Raw genomic sequence first — 22537 nt, 5'->3', positions numbered from 1 at the left:
AAATTTCTCCTTATTATTAATATTCTTAATAGTTACAATAAATTATATATATTTTACTAATGATGTGACTTCCAGTAAAGTTTTAATGAGAAACTTATTTTAGGAAGAGTATAGGCTGGGGAAGGCTATTGTCCTTTAACCTTATTTTTTATTTGTTGCGTGCTATGAACTATATGACTATTTTTTTTGCAGTTAAAACCGACTTGGTCTATAGGAGTAAACGAGTTAATTGATTTATGGATGGATATAAAAATGTTTAAACCCACTCGTTATACATAATAGTCAACTAAGATAAGTTAATATCCCTTTGTGAGGTGGAAATCGTGCAACTTCAGGTAAGTAACAGTCCCTTTAATCAAGAGCAGGCAGAGCTCCTTAACAGCCTACTGCCAAGCTTGACAGAAACACAAAAAATTTGGTTGAGCGGTTATCTGACTGCATCTTTGTCAGTTTCGAATATGAGTTCAGCTGACGCCCCGGTATTGGAAGCTCAAAGCGGCGGGAAGACAATTTCAAAAGAGGTGACCATTCTTTTTGGTTCACAGACGGGTAATGCTCAAGGGCTGGCAGAAAATGCGGCGAGTAAGCTTGAGGGTAATGGCTTTCAGGTTACCATTTCATCCATGAGTGACTTTAAAGTCAACAATTTGAAAAAAATCGAAAATCTTCTGATTACCGTTAGCACGCATGGAGAAGGTGATCCGCCGGATAATACATTGTCCTTCCATGAGTACCTTCATGGCAGGAGGGCACCAAGCCTTGAAGGTCTCCGCTTTTCGGTATTGGCGCTAGGGGACAGCTCATATGAGTTTTTCTGTGAAACGGGAAAACAATTCGATAAACGCTTGGAGGAACTTGGCGGGACACGGTTATTTCCGAGAATGGACTGTGACCTTGATTATGATGAGCCTGCTAGCGAATGGCTGGAAGGAGTACTTTCTAGTTTAAGTGAAGGGGAAGTCAGTTCAATTGCTGCAGTTCCCGCAGTGAAAGCCTCAGTCAGTGAACAAACGTATTCGAGAACAAATCCGTTTAAAGCGGAAGTGTTGGAAAATATAAATTTGAACGGCCGTGGCTCCAATAAAGAGACACATCATCTTGAGATATCTCTTGAGGGCTCAGGTCTTACATTCGAACCTGGTGACAGCCTTGGTGTTTATCCGAAAAATGATTCGGATTTAGTGGATATGCTTCTTACGGAACTCAATTGGGACCCTGAAGAAACCGTGAAGGTCAATAAGCAGGGAGACCTTCGACAGCTTAGGGAATCGCTCATCTCCGATTTTGAAATTACGGTTTTGACAAAATCGCTCATTGAACAAGCGGCACAGCTTTCAGGTAACGAGGATTTAAAGGAGCTTTTAGAGCCTGGTAATGAAGAAAGGTTAAAAGAATATCGTGAAGGCCGTGATTTGCTTGATTTTGTCCGTGATTTTGGCTCATGGGGTGAATCGGCGCAAGAGTTCGTATCAATACTCCGGAAAATGCCAGCCCGTCTATATTCGATTGCGAATAGCTTATCCGCATATCCGGATGAAGTGCATTTGACAATCGGAGCTGTCCGGTATGAAAGTCACGGACGGGAAAGAAACGGTGTCTGCTCCATTTTATGTGCGGACAGATTACAGCCAGGGGATACGCTGCCCGTTTACATTCAGAATAACCAGAACTTCAAGCAGCCGGAGAACCCAGACACTCCAATTATCATGGTTGGACCGGGAACGGGCATTGCTCCGTTCAGATCCTTTATCCAGGATCGCGAAGAAGCTGAAGCGAAAGGAAAAACGTGGCTCTTTTACGGCGATCAGCATTTCGTGACGGATTTCCTTTATCAGACTGAATGGCAAAAGTGGTTGAAAACAGGTGTACTTACGAAAATGGATGTTGCCTTTTCACGAGATACTGATGAAAAAGTGTATGTTCAAAACCGGATGCGCGAGCACAGCGGGGAATTATACGAATGGCTTCAAGAAGGTGCAGCTATATACATTTGCGGTGACGAGAAAAACATGGCACATGATGTCCATAATACGCTTATTGAGATCATTGAAAAAGAAGGCAATATGAGCCATGCTGATGCGAAGGCTTATCTTGAAGAAATGCAACAGAATAAACGCTATCAACGTGATGTGTACTGAAATTTGGATGAAAAGGAGATAACAACATGGTGAAAACACTATTAAAAGCACCAGAAGGCCCGCCCAGTGATGTTGAGCAAATTAAAGAAAAAAGCGATTATTTGCGAGGTACACTTGGAAAAGTGATGCAGGATCGGATCAGCGCCGGTATTCCGGATGATGACAACCGATTAATGAAACATCACGGCAGCTATTTGCAGGATGACCGGGATCTACGCAATGAGCGTCAAAAACAAAAGCTGGAGCCTGCCTATCAGTTTATGTTGCGTGTCCGCATGGCCGGCGGGGTAGCACAGCCTTCTCAATGGCTTGTTATGGATGACCTCGCTCAGAAATACGGTAACGGAACTTTGAAATTGACAACAAGACAGACGTTTCAAATGCATGGTATTTTAAAATGGAATATGAAAAAAACCATTCAGGAAATCCATGCTTCCATGCTGGATACAATCGCTGCATGCGGAGATGTAAACCGGAACGTAATGTGCAATTCGATTCCATTTCAATCCGAAATCCATTCCGAAGTATATGAATGGTCGAAAAAACTGAGTGATTATCTATTGCCGCGCACAAGGGCGTACCATGAAATCTGGCTGGATGAAGAAAAAGTGGTTGGTTCTCCTGAAGTGGAGGAAGTCGAACCAATGTACGGAAAGCTTTATTTGCCAAGGAAGTTTAAAATAGGCATTGCCGTACCTCCATCCAATGATATTGATGTTTACTCCCAGGATCTTGGCTTCATAGCAATTGTTGAAAATGGTAAACTCGTTGGTTTTAATGTGGCGATTGGCGGTGGAATGGGAATGACCCACGGTGACAAGGCGACATATCCCCAACTAGCCAAGGTAATCGGCTTTTGCCAGCCAGACAAAATACTGGATGTGGCTGAAAAAATCATTACGATTCAGCGAGATTACGGGAACCGATCTGTACGGAAAAATGCTCGGTTCAAGTATACGGTAGACCGGCTTGGGCTCCAAGCGGTAAAGGATGAACTGGAAAATCGTTTAGGTTGGAAGCTGGAGGAAGAGAGAACTTATCATTTTGATAATAATGGTGACCGCTATGGATGGGTAAAAGGGATGCAAGGAAAATGGCATTTTACACTATTTGTCGAGGGTGGCCGAATTGCCGATATCAATGATTACAAGCTGATGACCGGTTTGCGTGAGATCGCAAAGATCCATACGGGTGATTTCCGTTTGACGGCCAATCAAAACCTTATCATTGCAGATGTGTCAAGTCAGAAAAAGAAAAAGATCATAGAATTGCTTGAAACATACGGTTTGACGGATGGTGAGCATCATTCGGCGCTCCGACGCAGCTCGATTGCATGTGTGGCGCTTCCAACATGCGGGTTGGCAATGGCCGAAGCAGAGCGTTATTTGCCGGTTCTGCTTGATAAAATCGAGACCATCGTTGATGAAAACGGCCTGAGGAACGAAGAAATCACGATTCGCATGACCGGTTGTCCGAATGGATGTGCCCGGCATGCACTCGGGGAAATTGGTTTTATCGGTAAGGCACCTGGCAAATATAATATGTATCTCGGTGCTGCATTCGACGGAAGCCGATTAAGTAAAATGTACCGTGAAAACATCGGTGAAGAAGAGATATTAAAAGAGTTGCGTGTACTTCTTTCCCGTTATGCAAAAGAACGTCAGCAAGGAGAGCATTTCGGCGACTTCGTCATCAATGCAGGCATTGTTAAAGAAGTGACGGATGGAACGAATTTTCATGATTGATTAAAACAAACGAGAGACAGGAATAGCTTCCTGTCTCTTTTGGTATTCGAAAGTTTTCTGGCTTGAATTTTTCAATGGCTTCACTTTGTGATAGAAGGAAACCTGGAGTCAGAAATCTAGTTTCACTAAAAGCAATTCGATTAATTACACTGTTAGTTGGTTGACTAGCCTCTGCTTATAAACAACTTTGGAGATAGTGACGCTCAGTTCGTAAAGAACCAGTAAAGGAATAATGACCAGGATATCCGAGATAAAATCAGGAGGAGTTATCATAATTGATACGACAATGAGGACAAAATAAGAGAGTTTTCTCGCTCTGGCCAACCTCACTGGATTGAGAATCCCTAATCTCGTTAAAAACATCACGACCAACGGCATTTCAAATAAAAAGCCGAACGGTAAAATTAGGTTAATAATGAAAAGGAAATATTTCTCTGCCGTAAACATCGTTTCAAACTGCCCTGCGGACATACTCATTAAAAACCCTAATACTATTGGAAACAGCACAAAATACCCAAAGCAGATTCCAATAATAAACAAAATGAATAATCCTGGGATAAACCGTAAAGTGACTTTACTCTCGTCTTTGGTTAGCGCAGGAGCTATAAACTTCCATGTGTGATATGCAGCTACAGGAATAGTAGCCGCAATTGCAAATACACATGAAATCGCCATATACACCCATAAAATATCACTTGGCCCTAAGACGACCAATTTTCCATCTAAATCTCTAATTAACCAATCATATATATCCCGGACAAAAATAAAAGCACCAACGAAAAAGAGGATGAATGCTGACACAACTTTGATTATTCGTTGACGTAGTTCATCCAAATGCTCAATGAGATGTATATCTTTATTTTTCATGGTGGACGCCCCCTGTTATCAAAAAAAGAAGTAGACGAGTTGCCCCGCCTACATATGCATTACGAGACTGCTGATTTATCTTGATTCTTTACAACAGTCGTTAACTCAGGTTTTTTCTCTTCCTCTTTATCCTCATCAACTAACCCCTTGGTTGCACTTTTGAATTCAGATAAAGTTCGTCCAAAAGCTCGCCCGATTTCTGGTAATTTTTTAGGACCAAAAATCACAAGTGCAATGATAAGAATGATAACTAAGCCTGGAACACCGATATTTTGAAACATTACCATTCACTCCTATCGTCTATTTTTGTTATTTTTATAGGCTACCTCTGCTTCAATCTCAATGAGATAATCCGGAGAAACTAGACTTTCCACCCCTACTGTAGAACGAGCTGTTTTCACTGGATTTTCTTTTGTATTAAAGAACATGGCATAGGCATCGAACCAACCTTGATAGTCTGGTGTATCTCCTTTGTTTGGATCTGGCGCGACATACACACGTAAATAGGTTACATCAGATAGGGAAAGTCCTTTTGTTTTCAAATCTGCTTTAAACTTCTCTAAGATTCCGATTGCCTGCGTTTCTGTATTGCCATATCTTTCATAAGTAGTTTTTCCATCCTTGTTTAAAAGAGGAGGGACTGTTCCGCTAAACGATAACCGGTTATAATTTTGAGGTACAGCAACTGAACTGGAAATCGCAGAAGTTGGGGACCCAAAGAAGGTCACTTTATCTGACTTCAATTCATCTTTCTCACTACCTGCGGAAGCAAAAGAGAATCCTGCGATTAAACTTATTCCTAATACTGAAGTAGCAATGACTGATTTAATAGGTTTTTTCATAAAGTCAGCTCCTTTTATTTATGAAACATCGATAGTAAATAACTCTGATTCATTTATCCTACTTTAGAAGGGACTTTGCCTTCTTTTAATACTTCTTCATGAATTCGGCTAACTACAATTCTTGCTGATTCAAAAGCACCTGCCATCCATCCAGTTAAATAACTGAGATGTTCACCAGCAAGATGAATTCGACCTTGTGGTTCATTTAATATAGGGTAGTAGTTTTTCCGATCAGATGAAGAATATTCTGCCCATCCGCCTTCATTATATTTAATTTTATGCCAGGCAACAGAGAAAGAATTTTCGATTTCTTTAGCAAACTGAGGATGTATTTTTCCTCCTTGAGATAAAGCACGAGCATGTCTTTGTGAATGTGATAAATTCCCATAATCTATTGCATTTTGACCGAAATTATAATAGCCAATTAAGACACCTTTTTGCGTTAAATAGCCATTGGATGGATACCAAATCTGCGAAATATCCATATTTGTTGTCGTAATTCCGCCGAGAATACGGTCATCCTGCTCCCAGAATCTATTTTTAAACTGAAAACCAATTTTTCCAGTCGTTGCATAATCTATACTCTTAATAGCATTTTTCATTGGGGCTGAAAAATCAGCTGGGATATTTTTCAGTACAGGGAGTGGGATGGTACAAATACAATAATCCCCAGATATTTCTTTTATTTTTCTATTTTCTTTTGTTTTGTAGACAATCCGAACGCCAACGGCTGATTGTCTAATCTCTTGAACTTCTGCTCCAAATGTTATTTGTCCTGATAGCTTTTCTTCAAGAGCTTTTGGAATTTGATCCATCCCTCCAACTGGTTGGAACATCATCGGTTGTTGTGTAAAACTATAATCGCCACTAATATTATTCATCATCCCTGATTGCAAAAGCTCCGAAAATGAAAATGGTGTTTCATTAGACCCGGGTTGCAGACCTCCACCAGGTAATTCCTTATATCCTCGGCGAGTTGAACCTTTATATAAATAATCAGAAGATAAATCACCTTCACTTTTTAGATAAGCCCGTAATCTTTCAATATCATCCTTTGAAAGAGGGGAATCTAATGCTGTTTTATCTGCAACTTTTGCAAGCAATTCTGATACATAGCCTCGTGTATCAGCTTTTACAGTACCCTTGCGTATTTTTTGATTTGACAAAGGCCCGGAATTTTCATGATAGTAGTAAGAGAATTCATTTGAATTAGCGAATACTTCAAGTTCAACACCTAGCTCTCTACAATAATCAAGTGTTACATGATTCTGTGGAATACGGGCAGGTCCTGCATTCATGTATTGTCCTTTATCAAAATTAGCAGTTTGTTTTACACCGTTAATTTCCGTTTCAGTAGTACCCTTTCTTACTGTCCAGTTACGACCACCAGTACGATTTCTCGCTTCTAATATTTTGCAATCATACCCAGCTTTACCTAATTCATAAGCTGCAGCCATTCCGGCAATTCCTGCTCCTAAAATGATAATTTTTTTACCATTTTTATTTTTTATTGCTAGATCACTTTTTTTAGGAGCAGTGAAATCTTTTGCGCTTACTATGGAGTTACCTAATAAACCTAAAGATTCCATTGCGCTCCAAACTACGACTGCTCCACCTACTTTACCGGCATGGTTAAGAAAATCTCTCCTTGTTATGCTTTTTTCTTTGTTATTTTCCATAAATTATTCCCCCTTTATTTTGATAGATTTACCTAACAACAGTTAACGTTAAAGGATGTATAACTATGTGAGGAAAGGTAACGCAATTTGTGTTGGTAGATATATCTTATACTCGAAATATCGAAAAGTGTATATTCGTGTAAGGAAATCTTACATATTTTTTAAAATAGGGGTAACCAATTCTGGAAATCTATCATTAATTACAAGAATGCTCCTTCAAATAATTGATAAAGTGGTTTGAATTTGGTCAGACTGATACTATCAATTTAGATCATTGTGTTCAGTAGGGGGAAGCAAAGTGATTCAAGTGGAAACATTATTAACCTACCATTATTTAATTAACGGTAGGGGGGAGTGATTGTTCAACTGAAGTCGTGAAATAGTAGCTATCATAAATAAATTATATTAACGCAGTGATTTATAAAGGTGAAAAGAGACAGGAATAAAGATTCCTGTCTCTTATTACTGAACAAGGCAATGGCATCCTATAAAAGGTATGTACAAAGGTATGTTAGTCAGACAAAAGGCATATCGACATCTAAGTATTCCTTTAATAATTTATCATTCTGAGACCCCGGTTTGAATGATATTAACTTTCGTTTCTACATTAATGTCCATTTTCGGATAAATCTTTTTCCAATTTTCATAGGTCAGTTTTTTATTTTTGGCGTGATATTTTTCCTTAAGGCCAATCGGATCAAGGGATTTTTTCTGAAAATCTTTAATAAGTCGGTTTGCTTGCTTGGTTAAATCAGCTTCCATTTCTTTTTCAATTTTCTTTATCATCTTTCTATTGGTTAGGTTTTCACTGCGCATGGATTCCTTGATTTGTCCTTTAATTTTGATCTTAATTGTGATCGAAGGATTTCTCTCTGAGCCGGATACCTCATAACTTGAACCGCTTCGGATACTTTCCACTACGATATCGCTTTCTTTCTTATCTTTTAATTTGAACTTGTATATTCCCCGCCTATGATGTTGAACTAATGTCTTGAAAATGAACATATCATCCGTCCGGACTTTCGTGACCATCTTATTTTCATGAAATAGGGCAACTCCAGAAACCGCAACTTCATTATTAATTAATTTAAATAAAGGAAGATACGAGTCTCCGCCAGTTTCTAGAGAGTTTCCTAAAAAAAGATGGAGGTTTGTATCCGGTCCGTTCCCTGTTTCAATTTGTTGATTGATCAAATCTGATAAAAAGATTCCAATATTCACATTCGTATTTGGTGGTTTCGTATCTATGACACTCTTGACCTTTCCTTCAACGATGGCCAATATGACCCTGTTTCCAAGTTGTGGTTCACGGTAGAGATAATCGGTCAGTTCTGTCATTCCGATTTCACGAACCATTTTCTCGCTGAATAAAATGATACGTGTCTGTCCAAGCAATACCGGCTTATCCGCTTTTTTGGAAACGACAGCCTGGACATCACTCGTTGTCGTCGATGTTCCGCTTAAAATTTGATATTTACCCATCTTGTCCTGCTGGAAGATAGGGATGACGAACATTCCTTCGACATTATCATTCTTTAGTATATCGTAGCCAATGGCTTGGGACATATTGACTTCATCTACCACTCTTGGCTCGGCACAGCTGCAGAGGAAGGGAAAAGCCAAGATAACAAGAAATAATTTTCTCATATACGTTTCCTCATTTTCTTTATATAGATGATGACCAAAAGAAGAGGCAAGTATAAAGCAATAAAGAGTACGCCGTATGGATCGATTATTTTATTCAAGATATATAGGGAATCGATATCAAAAACAAATATATTGGTAAGCAGGGTAATAATCGACATCCCCCATAATGGATACTTTTGCTGAACGTTGAATAAACGCTTGAAACCCCTGCTCGCTGCCCAAAAGGCGATTGTCATGTTAGGTATGATAACGATGGCCCACCAAGAAACGTCTATATATTCAAATCGCTGGATAAAGGGCAATTCAACAATGCTGGTCATTGACAGTGTCGGCCATATAGTCAGTTCTAACTGTTTTTGTGAATAAAAAACAAGTGAAACCAAATAAACGAATACGGTTATTAAGGTTGTAGTTAAGGCCCCTCCATGAGCATATTTTTGTGAAGTTTTAGCATCTTTGATGAACGGGTAATACATCACGATCATTTCAAAACCAAGCAACGTTAATGAAGTACTTCTGGTTCCTTTCAATATATCCAATAGAGTGTGGTGGAAAACAGGAAGCAAATTGGTGAATTCAGAGTATTTCATGGCATAGAATAGGACAAATAAAAGCCAATATGTCAAAATGACGCTCAAAAAGGCAAGACCTGTAATCGTTCGGAACCCTCCCGTATTTATATAATAAATCAGGATCAGGAATACTAAAGCAAACGCCCAGGATGGTACCTCTTCAAACATCCATACATGTATGACATTTATATAGCTAATCATGATAATCATCCCTATGATGAAATAGTAAAGAATGAATAATAGACTGAAGAAATTCCCCATCCATTTTCCGAATGCTTGATTATTTGCAGAAATGATATCACCAGGAACGATACTGAAGATTTTATATATGACCCAAATCATTATATGAACGATCAGGCCCGCTAGCAGTATCGAAATCCAGCCATCCGTTCCCGTTGACTTCGCTAAAACTCTTTGAAAACTCAAAACGCCTACTCCTGTTTGCATGGAATGCACTAAAAAAAGTACATAGAACGGTGATACTTTATACTTTTCATTAACTCCAGCTTGGTTCATATAGGACCCTCATTTAGATCATTCATTAAAATCATTTTTTTTGATTCTTGCTTTTTTAGGCTGTGGCTGTCTGGATATATCATCAGGACGTAAATTTACAGGCCGTGACTTGAAAAGATTAAAAGGAAGCCGAACAAAGCTGTCTTTCCAATCTTGCATGCGAAATGGGTATATCGGTTCAAGGTACGGGTGTCCCATTGACGTTAATTTGATAAGGTGGGTCATCAAAAACACGGCTGCTATGGTAATGCCCAGCAGCCCCCAAATTTGGGCCCCGATTAAGAAAGGGAACCGCAGCAGCCGAATGGCATTACCCATTTTATAAATGGGAGTAACAAATGATGCCAATGCCGAGAGGGCAACGATGATCAATAAGATATTACTGGTCAAACCTGCTACAACAGCGGCTTGACCGATAACGATACCGCCGACGATACCTAATGTCTGACCTACCTTTGTTGGCAGCCTGGCAGCCGCTTCCCGTAATAACTCAATGGAGATCTCCAGGAATAATGCTTCGATCAAAGGCTGAAAAGGTATTAAGTTCCTTGAACTGACAATCGTTTCCAAAAGATCTTTAGGAATCAGTTCATAATGATAGGTCAGAACAGCTACATAAATGGGAGTGGCAAATATCGAAAAAGCGACCGCAAATATTCTTAATAAACGGAAAGCAGATGCCGGAATCCACGGCATATTATAATCTTCCATCGTGATAAAGTATTCCAACAGAATGGTTGGAGTAATAAGTACAGAGGACGACCTATCGATTAACAAGGCTACCTTGCCTTCAGCCAATGCACTTGCGATGCGATCAGGCCTTTCCGTATTAAGAAAAAGGGGAAACAAGGTATTTGAATTATCATATAGCATTTGCGCGAGATAGGAACCGTCCAATATTTCATCAAACTCTATGTCATTGATCCTTTCTATAACATTATCAACATTTTCCTGATCAACGATCCCTTCTATCGATAAAACTGCCACTTTGGTTTTAGACAAAGATCCCACAGTCATTTCACTTACTTGCAACCCAGGAATAGGCAGCCTTTTTCTGACTAGATTCAGATTGATATCAATATCCTCGACAAAAGCTTCTTGAGCACTTATGATTCCAAATTCAAGTTCAGGTTTCTCAACTTGTCTTCCACGTTGGGCCGCAACATTGATTAATAGGCATTCATCAAGATTTCCATCTAAACGAAGTGCAATTTCGCCTCTCATGATCCTTTCTTCGATTACAACCTTGGTATTGGTGATCAGTGTATTTTCAATAGGAACGTTTTCTTTTATTTGCTCCAAATTTATCGTTTCCAGAGTAGGTATGACAGAAAGAACACTTTCATGAAGAACCTGTGCATCGATCAAAGAGCGATAAAAAGAGACCCAATAGACTATGCCATTATAAGTTCCTTGATGGTTTATGAAATCATTGGATGAAGATAGGGTATTGAATAGGTCCCTTACTTCCGAAACTTTATTTAATTCATCGTTTTTTTCGTTTGGTTGATTTGGCTTTTTTTTGAACGTCCTGCGGTTAAACAATGTTGTCACCTCTGCACTAAAGCTTATTATCCTAGCTTTTGCAATTTAATTACAAATTAACCATTTTGGGTGTTAATGTTGCTCGCTTCATAAACGAACTTCATAAAAAAATCCTTGGTTTAAAAGGATGCCTCCATATCCTGTTCGCATAAAAAAATTGAAAATAGAGGAAACTGTAAAAACCCATTTAACCAAAGGAGTTCCACCATGAAAAGTAAACCCTTGCATATTAAATTGGATCAAAAGCAGGAAAAATTGAAATCTGAATTGGATATGCAGGATGATGTAGTTTTTAAACAGGTATTCATTCCCGGTTATGAAATTTCAGGATTATTCGTATTTATCAATGGAACGATGGATTACCCTGCATTCAATGAGATTGTCCTTGATTTATCAGCTGCCCAGGTGGAAACCAGGCATCCGGTTTCAATCGAGCAGCTGGTCATTTCCAAAATCTGTTCAGTCAGGGAACAGGATGTTGAAACATATGAAAAAGCCATAGAGCATATTTTTGACGGGAAAACGCTTTTATTTATAGATGGAATAGCAAATGGTTATGCCTTGAATCTGGAAAAGGAAAAAGTTCGTACACTGGGTGAACCTTCAACAGAGAGGGTTGTCCGTGGACCGAAGCTTGGATTTATCGAAAGTCTCCAGGAAAATATCGGTTTGATAAGGCAATATTCAAACCATCCCAGTCTTATCGTCAAACAACAGAAGTTCGGGACGATGGAAAAACGGGAAGTTGCATTAATCTATTATGAAGGAAAAGCTAGCGATTCTTTGCTAAAAGAAGTGAATAAACGAATAAATGAAGTAACAGCTACTGATCTCCAAGACTCGGGGATGCTTGAGGAATTAATTGAAGATACAGCGTTAACCCCTTTCCCACAGATCCAAAATACGGAGCGTCCAGATAAAGTATTGGCTGCATTGCAGGAGGGAAGGGTGATCATCATGGTTGAAGGATCGCCATTTGCGTTGATGGCACCAACGACGATCACGATGTTGCTGCAGTCTCCTGATGATTATTAAGAAAGATGGGTCGCAGGATCATTTTTACGTGTCCTTCGCTATTTATCTTTATTTGTTACCGTATTTCTTTCAGGGATTTATATTTCCCTGGTATCGTTCAACCCTGGAATGCTGCCGACAGAATTAGCGATGACGATCGCGGGTACAAGGGAGAATGTGCCATTTCCGCCGTTTGTTGAAGCTATCATCATGGAAGTAACGATTGAACTGCTTCGCGAAGCAGGTATTCGGCTCCCATCGCCCATTGGTCAAACGGTTGGATTGGTTGGCGGAGTCATTATTGGAAAAGCTGCTGTTCAAGCCAATATTGTAAGTTCCCTGATGGTCATAATCGTTTCAATCACGACGATTACCTCTTTTACGGTACCACAATATAGCTTTGGATTGGCGTTCAGGGCTTTAAGGTTTGGGGCGATGATTTTTGCCGCCGTTTTAGGTTTATACGGAACCACTTTATTCTTTATCATCGTTATTAGCCATTTGTCGAAATTGACCAGCTTTCAAGAACCTTATTTTCAACCAATGGATTTTATCGGTAAAAAGACCTGGAAGGATGCGTTCCTGCGGTTACCGAAGCGGAAAAAGGGGGGGAATTCTTTTGAGCCAATCCGACGGCAAAATTCTTAGTGGCGAATTGGCCGCGATCATTTCTTGCAGCATGTTAGGGGTTGGAATGCTAACCCTTCCAAGAACCATAACGGAAAAAATCGATTCGGCCGATGGATGGATCGTCTTGATTTTTAATGGGATCGCTATTGCCCTTTTGATATGCTTATTGGTTGTTCTGTTAAAAAAACATAAGGTCGCTAACTATTACACATACATGGAGGAGGCCTATGGAAAGTGGCTTTCCAAACTTATTGGATTGATCGTGGTCGTGTACTTTATAGGTGTGGCCAGCTTTGAAGTTCTTGCGATGAGTGAAATGGTCCGGTTTTATTTGTTGGAGGAAACCCCAGTTGAAATCGTGATACTTACCATGATTTTAGCGAGTGTGCATCTTTTGACAGGAAAAATTAAAGCGATAGCAAAGGCGTGTGTCTTCTTTCTTCCTTTGACAATAGTCATCGTCTTGCTCATTTATTTGTTCAGTCTCAGGGTAGTCGAGTTAAAAAACCTCCAGCCTGTTCTTGGAAAAGGATTTCTCCCTGTCATGAAAGGGATGGGCTCCGGAACTTTGTCTTTTTTTGGAATTGAACTTTTCATCTTTTTGTTTGGCGTCGTTAAAAATCAAAACAAAATAAAAAGTGGCGTTTTAATCGGTTTTTTCATACCGCTGATTTTATATGTGATTACATATGTATTGGTAGTGGCTACACTGACTGTCCCGGAAGTCAAAGCAGTTACGTGGTCAACCATTTCTTTTATTCAGTCCTATGAAGTAACAGGGATATTTTTAGAGCGTATGGAGCTATTTCTCTTAATAACTTGGATTCTTCAGTTTTTTTTAACACATGCGATTTACTATTACTTCGCAGCAGAAGGACTGACGAAAATTTTTAACAATTCATATACGACTAATCTCATTGTACTGGTTCCCGTCGTTTTTTTCCTGGCCAAAATTCCTAAAAATACAATCGAGATCTTTAAAATGAGCGATTGCTTGGATATCTATTTCCGGTTATATTGATTGGCTTACCAATTATTACATTCGTAATCGTTCAATTGAAAAGGAGTAGAAGAAGCGGATGAAAAGATTATGGTTGATTTTGCTTATTCCTTTGCTTACAGGCTGTTGGGACAGTGTGAATATAGAAGAATTATCACTTGTGGTGGGAGTGGGAATCGATAAAGGCAAAAAGAAAGACGAAATCATGTTAACTCAGCAAATTTTGGTGCCTCCAGGAAATAGTGTTCAGGAGAATCAAGCTCAATTAAAATATAAAAATGTTTCTGTCAGTGCCAAAACGCTGCATGAAGCAATAAGGGATTCTTTACTCATAACCAATACGGTATTAACCAATCATCAGCGTATCATCCTTATTAATGAAGAAGTATTAAGGAAATTCCCGATGGAAGCGATCATTAATCAGTCAATACGCGATAATAATACAAGGAGAAGCTGTCATGTTTATTTAACAAAGAGACCGACGAAAGAAATTTTGGGACGATCCGAAGATGGGGAGATCCCTTCGAATGTAATCTATGAATTGAAAGATAATGAGAACAGAACGAATAAGATACTTCCGCCTTTAACACTAGGCAAAGCATCCTCAAATTTGCAATCAGATGGAAGCTTTGCCATTCAGGCCGTTGATATTAGGGGTGGGAAATTAATTTTGGAGGGTGCAGGGGTGATCAACAATTCAAAGTTGGTCGGGGTCATGAATGTTGAAGATATAGCTGCATTAAATTGGTTGAACGGAGAGGTAAAGGGCGGAATAATCGAAGCGGTCCAACACGGTGAGCCTTTAAGTGTTGAAGTGATCAATAGGACAAGGAGGAAAATCACAACGGAACTGAACGGGGATCATTTGACGATCAATATTAAGGTCGGTTACACTGGAAGACTTTCGGAAGATTGGTATGGTAAGGAAAATTCATTTGAAGAAGCCTATTTAAAAGAGATTGAGCGTATTGCCGAGGATGAAGTGAAGAAGGATGTCGAGAAAATCATATACAAATTACAGCATGAATATAAAACAGGGGTAGCAGGATTGTATCGTTATGTGGAAAATCAGCATCCAAAGTTTTGGGAGAAAAATAGGGAGAAATGGGACGAAATTTTCAGTAAATCTGATATTAATTATGAACTGGACTTAAGGATCGTAGACTTTGGTTCAAAAGGGGTGGGAAAGTGAATGGTCATAAGAATGAAAACCTTCCAAATGGAAGGTTTTTTGGTCAATGCTCTTAAGTTATTGATTACTTAATAGCCAAAGAAAAGGTCCATTCAAGGCTCACCGAATGTTCTAGGCAGATTCGTCACTTCATGTGCAACCCTGATGCCGGATTGAATGGCTCCTTCAATCCAAGCAGGTACGGTTGAGGTATGCTCACCAGCGAAGTGGACCCTTCCTTCAGGAGTTGGGATGTATGGAAACAAGTCCGTTTCCTGACCAGGTTTAAACATGGAGAAAGCGCCGTAGGAATACTGATTCAGTGTCCAGCTATATGAAGCCCCTGATAAAAAATGATCATATACTTGTTTTCCATGAATCACTGCCAAATTTTTCAATGCGTGTTGTATACGCTCCCTTTCTGGAAGTATATCCCATAAAGTGGCATCATCTTCCCATGTGTAACTTGCTAAGATGAGACCGGATTCACTCTGGTTGCTCGTTTGGCTGGGGTAATAAGAAAATCTAATGGGTAAATCGGTCGTCAATTTACCGCCGAAGATACCTTCCTTTTCCCAAAACCTATGCGTGAACTGAAGTCCAATTTTAGTGGACGCGGCATAATGGAGTTCCCTTATTGCCTTCCACTTATTATGGGAAAAGGAATTCCGGGGTTCAATCTCTATAAATTGCAACAATTGAAGAGGGATCGTCACGATGGCAAGGTCACCGGTAACCGTTAAGGGGTTTTGGCTTTGAGTATGTTTAGAGTGGATGGTGACTTGATTATCATGTTGGATGATCTTTGTCACTTCATATCTGAAGTTTAGATTATCCTTCAATTCCGGTAGAAAAGCATATGGAAGCCGGTCGTTTCCTCCTTCGATTGCAAAAAATTCTATGTCTGGATTAAAGAGCGGCATAAGCTCCCGAAGTATGGCAGGAAAAGAAAGTTCCGGGAATCCTTCTAATCCCATTAGGACTTTGATGCTTTCAATCGCCCCTGTTGATAGACTAATTCCGACTGGATTGTACTGCAAAAAGTAGCTCATGGAGTATTTATCAAACTCTTTAATGACTATTTCCCAATTTCTACGTGGGTTTTGAATGATGAAGTCAGTCACAGGCTTAATTGCCATGTTGAGCAATTCTTCAGCTGTTTTACCTCTTTCATGGGGAGCTACAGGGTACCTCAGTATATCCGGGTTCCGTTGATATATGGCAGCAGTCGTTTTGATTCCATTGGCATAAATGGGGTCATTAGGTGTCGCATTCACAAAAGTGTTGACTCGTAAACCATACTTCTTGATGTATTCAGCAACTAGGTAATGATAATTCGGAATGCGCATGGCACCGGCTTCAAGGTAGGAACCTTCTGAAAATGGCTCCCTTATGGTCAAAACACGCCCTCCGACCCTCCCGGTTGCTTCCAATATCGTTACTTCGTGCCCCGCTTGTTTTAAAAGCGATGCTGCAACCAACCCAGACATGCCGGCACCAAGGATAATGATTTTTTTGGGGATTGGAGAAGGCCCCAGGCCATTTCTGATAACAGCAAGCATTTGATCGGGTGATAGCGGATCTTTGAAAAAGGACAAAGTGTTTTTCTCCTCTCTTGTTACACTTTCTATATGGGATTTAAGCTATCTTATTCCGATTGGGTCACCATTTATGAAGGATCTTCTATAATTTGTCATCTAAATGCTTAGTGAAATTCTTTTAGCGCACTGGTGAAATCCACGTAATATATATATCAAAAATAACCTCGATAGAATATATAATAAACAATCAACCAAAAACATCATTAAGTAAAATGCTGACCTTCTGTAAAACCTATGAAATATTAGTTTGTGGAATATTATTAAATATTTTCCTTTCCAGAGGAGATACTACCAAGAGACAAAGGTTAGAAAGGAAGACAGTATGGATCATATACAAATGGCCCGTGCGATGTTCGGGACGAATATGGCTGTACATATCATATTTGCAACGATCGGCGTCGGGTTGCCGATGATGATGTTGGCAGCGGAATTGATGTATCAAAGGACAAAGGATTTACAGTATGTCGTCATGGCTAAACGCTGGACGAAAACATTAGGAGTTTTACTTGGGGTCGGCATTCCGACTGGTACGATTGCTGGTGTGCAGCTGTCACTATTATGGCCTGGGTTCATGGAAGTGATTGGACGTGTCATGGCGCTTCCATTCCAGATCGAGATTTATGCATTCATGGTTGAAGCGCTGTTCATGTCAATCTACGTGTATGCTGCTGAAAAAATCAAGCCATGGGCCCGAATCGTGAGTTTATTCTTTGTTGCTTTCGGAGCATTGGCTTCGGCTGTATTGATTTCGAATGTCCATGCTTTTGAGGGGACACCGGCAGGGTTCCGGTTTGAAAATGGGGAGATCGTCGATGTCGATCCTTGGGCGGCATTTTTCAACCCAAGTTTCTTGGTGACGGCAGGACATACGGCCCTGACTGCTTATACTACAGGAGCTTTTGTCGTAGCGGCTGTTGCAGCCTATAAGATGCTGAAAAATAAATATGGTACTGCTGAATTTAATTTTCACCAAAAAGCACTGAGGCTCAGTATTGTCTTGGGCTTGGTTTTTTCGTTTTTGACGGCATTGAACGGTCATGCGACTACACAGCATTTATATAGGGAACAGCCGGAAAAACTGGCGGCGGCAGAAGGGTTGTTTGAGACACAGGACCATGCCGGACTTACCTTGTTCGGTTATACCGATAGGGAAGCTCAGGAAGTGAAGTATGGGATTGAATTCCCATGGTTATTAAGCTTTCTATCTGGTAATAGCTTCGATACGGTCGTTACCGGTTTGAATGATTTTCCGGAAGAGTATTGGCCGCCGCTTTATGTCCATATCTTATTCAACGCCATGGTCATCATTGGTTCAGGCTTAATCGCGTTGGCACTGTTTGCATTGGTATGGAATAAATGGCTGAAAAAGGAGACATATCCGAAATGGATTCTTTGGCTGTTTGTTGCGTCAGGGCCGCTTTCGGTGATTTCAATTGAATGCGGTTGGATTTTTGCCTGTACAGGCAGACAGCCATGGACGATATACCGGATGCTGACCACGGAGGATTCAGTCACTTCGTACGAAAACCTTGGATTTTTGTTTACGATGTTCATTATTGTATATATCATTTTATGCGTTTCTGTCGTGTTTACACTTTTGTATTATTTCAAGCGTCATTCCGTGATGGATGATATATATAAGGCCGAACAGAAAGATGTAAGGCTTTTCGATTCGAATTCATAAAAGGGGGAAGGCGAATGAGTGATGCTCTTCTTGCAATAACACTTGTCTGGGGCTTTATTTTTCTTTATGCCATCATGGCCTCTATGGATTTCGGCGCTGGCTTCTGGGCAATGACTTACATTAAAAGGGAAGAAACGAATGCTACCAAGATCGCAAATAGCTATTTATCACCAACTTGGGAAGTGACTAATACTTTTGTGGTTGGTCTTGTCATTGCGATTTACAGTTTGTTTCCAGGTGCGGTTTTCCCGATAGGGGTAGCCTTGATCGTTCCAGCGAGCCTGATACTTGTCCTGCTATGTATTAGGAGTGCTTTCTTGGTTTTCTCGCATAGCGTAGACAAATATGAAAAAGCGTTAACGTATATTTCAGGATTGACGGGATTGATCATACCCGGGCTATTAATCAGCGTTTTGCCAATCACCCATCTTGGATTTGTCGAAGGCGTGAGAGGAAATGAAGAATTGAATCTATCTAAACTTTTCACGAGTCCAAATGAGTATGCATTTGTGGGGTTCGGAATTATGAGTACGCTTTTTTTATCATCTTTGCTCCTCTCCGATTACTCAAAGCAGGCCGATGAAATGAAAGCATACAAAATATATCGCAGGGATGCGATGATAACGGGTCCGCTTATGTTGGTCATGGCTTTGTTGGTTATGCTCACGTTAAGGAACGAAGCGAATTGGATCTACCAAGGAATGATGAAAAACTCTGCATTGTTATTCGTCTCGCTCATTTTTTTCATCATTAGCGGGATAGCACTGTACTTACCCTATTTTTCTAAGCAGGAGGTTAAAGGGATGCCCCGCCTCGCTGTAATAGCGATCATCATACAGTATTTAATCGGCAGTTATGTTTATGGTATCGCACATTTACCTTATATCATATATCCAAATGTCACGATTCTTTCAGGATTTACCGATCCCACCTCATTCCGGGCCGTGTTTGCCACATATATCGTGGGCTTTGCGATATTAGTGCCAGGGTTCTATTATTTCTGGTCCATCTTCATGAAAGATCAGCGTCGAAAGTTCAAACGGCGACAAATGTCAAATTAGTTCATCTTTGAAAAGCGAGGTTATCACTATGAAAAAGTTAGATCTGCTAAAATATGCGGTTTTAGTCATCTCTCTATTTTTGAGCTATCAAGCGGTTGAAGCCCATGATAAAAATTTTCAGGTAGATGGCACATATATTTCAACAAAAAGAGATGTAACAGGTGACCAGAAAATAGACATCATCCAGGTTCAGGGACTGCCATTTGAGGAAGGAAGCAAGTTTCTGAAGAAAATTGAGTTAAGTGTGGAAAGCAATCGCCGTACAATCAGCGTTCCGCTTGAAGCTGGGTATACTCCAGATCTTAAGGTGGCGGACTTGAATAATGATGGAGTCCAGGATGTATTGGTCACTGTTTTGATGGAAGGCAGAGAGCGGTTGATATCCAGTTACGCCTATACGTTCAAGGACGGAAAAGTGAAGGAACTGGAAGTCCCTCCATCCGTTCCCGTAATCGCACAATTTCTTGACGGATACAAAGCGGAAATCATTATCGAGGGTCAAAAGCCTGTGGTGATAGATGTCAGTTCCAGAAAACAAGCGTATGATGAATTAGGCATTTATCAAAATGGAAAACTAAATGAACCGACAGAGCTTTTGGTTGATCCATACTCCTCACTGGACCCCAAGACCGTTTTTGGAAAAGGAAAAGCACTTATGGGAATCCAAAACGTAAAAGGTTCTGATGGACGTGTTCCGATTTTGAAGATCAAATCAGTATGGAAGTATGACAATGGATGGCAGCTTGTAAAAGCCCAAGTTAAACCGGTCAAGGGTAGTGAATGACATGGTATCGACTGCTTCTTAAATAAACAAGGTTGACAGCTCTTGGTTTTGAGGGCTGTTTTTTCTTGATAATTAAAAATTGACAATTTTTAAATATTTGGTAAAATCTAAATAAATCCAGTTAACTACATAACCACATCTTCTTTATGTTGTTAAATGTAAGCGGATACAAGAGGGGGTGCAGTCTTACGGAGTTAAAAGAAAAAATAATTGAAACATCGTTGACGCTCTTCGATCAGCATGGTTTTCATGGTGTCTCCGTTAACGAAATCGTTAAGGCTTGCGGAACTAGCAAGGGTGGTTTTTATCACCATTTCTCTTCCAAAGATGAACTTTTATTTGTCATCCATGATTACTTTATTTCATATGTTTTAACAAAAGCACAGGAAGCCATCTCAGAAAGTACCCATCCAACAGAAAAAATGCAAAAGATCATTCAATCATTTGTTAAAGTCTTTGACCTCTATAAACCACACATCTCAGTTTTCTATCAAGAAAGCATTTACTTAAAACCGCCCTATGTTGAAGCAATCAAAAAAAAGCGTCAAATGTATAAAGAAATCATTTTTTCCGTTATCAAAGAAGGTATTGACAAGGGAGTATTCCGCAGCGAATTGCCAGTGGAAATTACCGGAATGTCAATTCTGGGCATGGTGAACTGGTCCTACAAATGGTACAAAAGGGACGGTGGAAAAACGATTGATGAAATCGGTGATATTTACGTAGATTTAATTCTGAATGCCCTATTGATAGATAAACAAAAAGAAGCGGAAATCACCCAGCCATTTTTACTGAAGAACCAAGTTGTTGTGGATTAAACAATAAACTTGATTTGCACAGACCAACTAGTCGGTCTCAATAGAAAGGGGAATGAATATATGGATTTTTCACTTACAAAAGAACAGCAGATGATTAAGGAAATGGTTAGGGAATTTGCCGAAAAGGAAATTAAACCCATTGCTATAGAGTTGGATGCAAAGTCCATGTTTGCGGAGGATGTATTCAAAAAAATGGGGAAACTCGGGTTGCTTGGAATTCCGTTTCCTGAAGAATATGGCGGTTCGGGCGGAGATACGATTTCGTATGCCATTGCAGTTGAAGAGGTTGGCAAGGCGTGCGGGGGAACCGGCTTAAGTTATGCAGCAGCCGTTTCGCTCGGGGCAAGTCCAATTTACTATTTTGGAACCGAAGAACAGAAGCAAAAATATCTGGTTCCAATCACGACAGGTGAAACTCTGGCAGCATTCGGGTTAACAGAGCCCAATGCGGGTTCGGATGCTGGGGGTACGAAAACGACTGCTGTATTAGAAGGTGATGAATATGTGATTAATGGCGAGAAAACATGGATAACCAATGCCAGCTATTCAAGAACCATCACCGTTACCGCTGTATCGGGTAAGGATTCCCGGGGCAAGAACATCATCTCTGCATTCATCGTGCCAACGGATACAGAAGGACTTACGATCAATAGCAATTATGAAAAAATGGGAGTTCGCGCTTCCAATACGTGTGAAATCATTCTGGATAATGTCCGCGTGCCAAAGGAAAATTTATTGGGAGATCCAGACAAAGGATTCAAACAATTTTTATTCACGCTGGATGGCGGCAGGATTTCGATTGCAGCTTTGGCCGTCGGCATCGCTCAGGCTGCCTTTGATAGAGCTTTAGCTTTTTCAAAAGAGCGCATTCAATTCGGTAAATCCATTTCAAGTTTCCAGGCGATTCAATTCAAGCTTGCAGACATGGCGATGGAAATTGAATTGGCTAGGAATATGGTATATAAGGCAGCATGGTTAAAAGACAACAAAAAACCTTTTGCAAAGGAAGCGGCATACGCCAAGCTTTTTGCAAGTGAGACCGCGTTCCGTGCCAGCAATCAAGCGATTCAAATACATGGCGGTTCTGGCTACATGCGCGAATATGAAGTGGAACGCTATTTAAGAGATGCTAAGTTATTGGAAATTGGGGAAGGCACATCCGAAATTCAAAGAATCGTAATCGCCAGACAATTAGGCTGTTAATCTTTTTGGAACGCAAAATG

17 protein-coding genes and 1 pseudogene are annotated in these 22537 nt (G+C 40.1%); 10 read left to right on the top strand and 8 right to left on the bottom strand.

Annotated features, from left to right (window positions below; all coding sequences use genetic code 11):
- The first annotated feature begins 323 nt into the window (after positions 1-323).
- Positions 324-2138 (top strand): assimilatory sulfite reductase (NADPH) flavoprotein subunit, encoded by a 1815-nt coding sequence (locus V3595_RS06530; RefSeq protein ID WP_485906073.1) that lies wholly within the window; start codon positions 324-326, stop codon positions 2136-2138.
- A 26-nt stretch (positions 2139-2164) separates the two neighbouring features.
- Complete coding sequence (gene cysI, locus V3595_RS06525) at positions 2165-3883, top strand: assimilatory sulfite reductase (NADPH) hemoprotein subunit (protein ID WP_485906071.1); 1719 nt, start codon at positions 2165-2167, stop codon at positions 3881-3883.
- Positions 3884-4027: 144 nt separating this feature from the next.
- On the opposite strand, the gene tatC is transcribed toward cysI, so the two are convergent.
- From tatC to V3595_RS06490, 7 genes are all read right to left on the bottom strand, one after another.
- Positions 4028-4750, bottom strand: coding sequence for a twin-arginine translocase subunit TatC (gene tatC, locus V3595_RS06520; RefSeq protein ID WP_485906069.1), 723 nt, complete (start codon positions 4748-4750; stop codon positions 4028-4030).
- Between the two features lie 59 nt (positions 4751-4809).
- Positions 4810-5031: a twin-arginine translocase TatA/TatE family subunit gene (locus tag V3595_RS06515; RefSeq protein WP_485906067.1), complete on the bottom strand. Its 222-nt coding sequence runs from the start codon at positions 5029-5031 to the stop codon at positions 4810-4812.
- A 12-nt stretch (positions 5032-5043) separates the two neighbouring features.
- Positions 5044-5592 carry a RidA family protein gene (locus V3595_RS06510; protein ID WP_485906065.1) on the bottom strand — a complete coding sequence of 183 codons (549 nt, stop codon included), beginning with the start codon at positions 5590-5592 and terminating at the stop codon, positions 5044-5046.
- Positions 5593-5645: 53 nt separating this feature from the next.
- The gene (locus tag V3595_RS06505) at positions 5646-7271 is read right to left on the bottom strand and encodes an FAD-dependent oxidoreductase (RefSeq protein ID WP_485906064.1); all 1626 of its coding nucleotides are present in this window, start codon (positions 7269-7271) and stop codon (positions 5646-5648) included.
- Between the two features lie 561 nt (positions 7272-7832).
- Positions 7833-8918 carry a Ger(x)C family spore germination protein gene (locus V3595_RS06500; protein WP_485906063.1) on the bottom strand — a complete coding sequence of 362 codons (1086 nt, stop codon included), beginning with the start codon at positions 8916-8918 and terminating at the stop codon, positions 7833-7835.
- The gene (locus V3595_RS06495) at positions 8915-10006 is read right to left on the bottom strand and encodes a GerAB/ArcD/ProY family transporter (RefSeq protein ID WP_485906062.1); all 1092 of its coding nucleotides are present in this window, start codon (positions 10004-10006) and stop codon (positions 8915-8917) included. The genes V3595_RS06500 and V3595_RS06495 overlap by 4 nt, the downstream gene beginning before the upstream one ends.
- 18 nt (positions 10007-10024) lie before the next feature.
- Positions 10025-11560: a spore germination protein gene (locus V3595_RS06490; protein WP_485906061.1), complete on the bottom strand. Its 1536-nt coding sequence runs from the start codon at positions 11558-11560 to the stop codon at positions 10025-10027.
- Positions 11561-11758: 198 nt separating this feature from the next.
- On the opposite strand from V3595_RS06490, the pseudogene V3595_RS06485 reads away from it, so the two are divergent.
- The 3 genes and pseudogenes from V3595_RS06485 to V3595_RS06475 all read left to right on the top strand — a co-directional run bounded on the left by V3595_RS06485 (position 11759) and on the right by V3595_RS06475 (position 15387).
- Positions 11759-13213, top strand: a pseudogene (locus tag V3595_RS06485) (spore germination protein).
- The gene (locus V3595_RS06480; protein ID WP_485906059.1) at positions 13185-14216 is read left to right on the top strand and encodes a GerAB/ArcD/ProY family transporter; all 1032 of its coding nucleotides are present in this window, start codon (positions 13185-13187) and stop codon (positions 14214-14216) included. The pseudogene V3595_RS06485 and the gene V3595_RS06480 overlap by 29 nt, the downstream one beginning before the upstream one ends.
- A gap of 58 nt (positions 14217-14274) precedes the next feature.
- A complete protein-coding gene (locus V3595_RS06475) occupies positions 14275-15387 on the top strand; it encodes a Ger(x)C family spore germination protein (protein ID WP_485906057.1) in 1113 nt (370 codons plus the stop codon).
- Positions 15388-15479: 92 nt separating this feature from the next.
- Here V3595_RS06475 and V3595_RS06470 read toward each other — a convergent pair whose 3' ends face one another.
- The gene (locus tag V3595_RS06470) at positions 15480-16928 is read right to left on the bottom strand and encodes a flavin monoamine oxidase family protein (RefSeq protein WP_485906767.1); all 1449 of its coding nucleotides are present in this window, start codon (positions 16926-16928) and stop codon (positions 15480-15482) included.
- A gap of 361 nt (positions 16929-17289) precedes the next feature.
- Between V3595_RS06470 and V3595_RS06465 the strand changes: the two genes are divergently transcribed.
- The 5 genes from V3595_RS06465 to V3595_RS06445 all read left to right on the top strand — a co-directional run bounded on the left by V3595_RS06465 (position 17290) and on the right by V3595_RS06445 (position 22517).
- Positions 17290-18651, top strand: a complete 1362-nt coding sequence (locus tag V3595_RS06465) for a cytochrome ubiquinol oxidase subunit I (RefSeq protein WP_137023134.1) — start codon at positions 17290-17292, stop codon at positions 18649-18651.
- Between the two features lie 14 nt (positions 18652-18665).
- Entirely contained in the window at positions 18666-19712 is a 1047-nt protein-coding gene (locus V3595_RS06460; RefSeq protein WP_137019769.1) for a cytochrome d ubiquinol oxidase subunit II, read from the top strand.
- 28 nt (positions 19713-19740) lie between these two features.
- Positions 19741-20496, top strand: coding sequence for a hypothetical protein (locus V3595_RS06455; protein ID WP_485906055.1), 756 nt, complete (start codon positions 19741-19743; stop codon positions 20494-20496).
- 146 nt (positions 20497-20642) lie between these two features.
- A complete protein-coding gene (locus V3595_RS06450) occupies positions 20643-21314 on the top strand; it encodes a TetR/AcrR family transcriptional regulator (protein ID WP_485906054.1) in 672 nt (223 codons plus the stop codon).
- Positions 21315-21374: 60 nt separating this feature from the next.
- Positions 21375-22517, top strand: a complete 1143-nt coding sequence (locus tag V3595_RS06445) for an acyl-CoA dehydrogenase (RefSeq protein WP_485906052.1) — start codon at positions 21375-21377, stop codon at positions 22515-22517.
- Positions 22518-22537 lie beyond the last annotated feature (20 nt).

Source organism: Bacillus sp. CFBP9009, assembly GCF_036541465.1.
Lineage (GTDB): Bacteria > Bacillota > Bacilli > Bacillales > DSM-1321 > Peribacillus.
The sequence above is the reverse complement of the archived record's forward strand: the minus strand, read 5'-3'. Positions and strand labels throughout refer to the sequence as shown.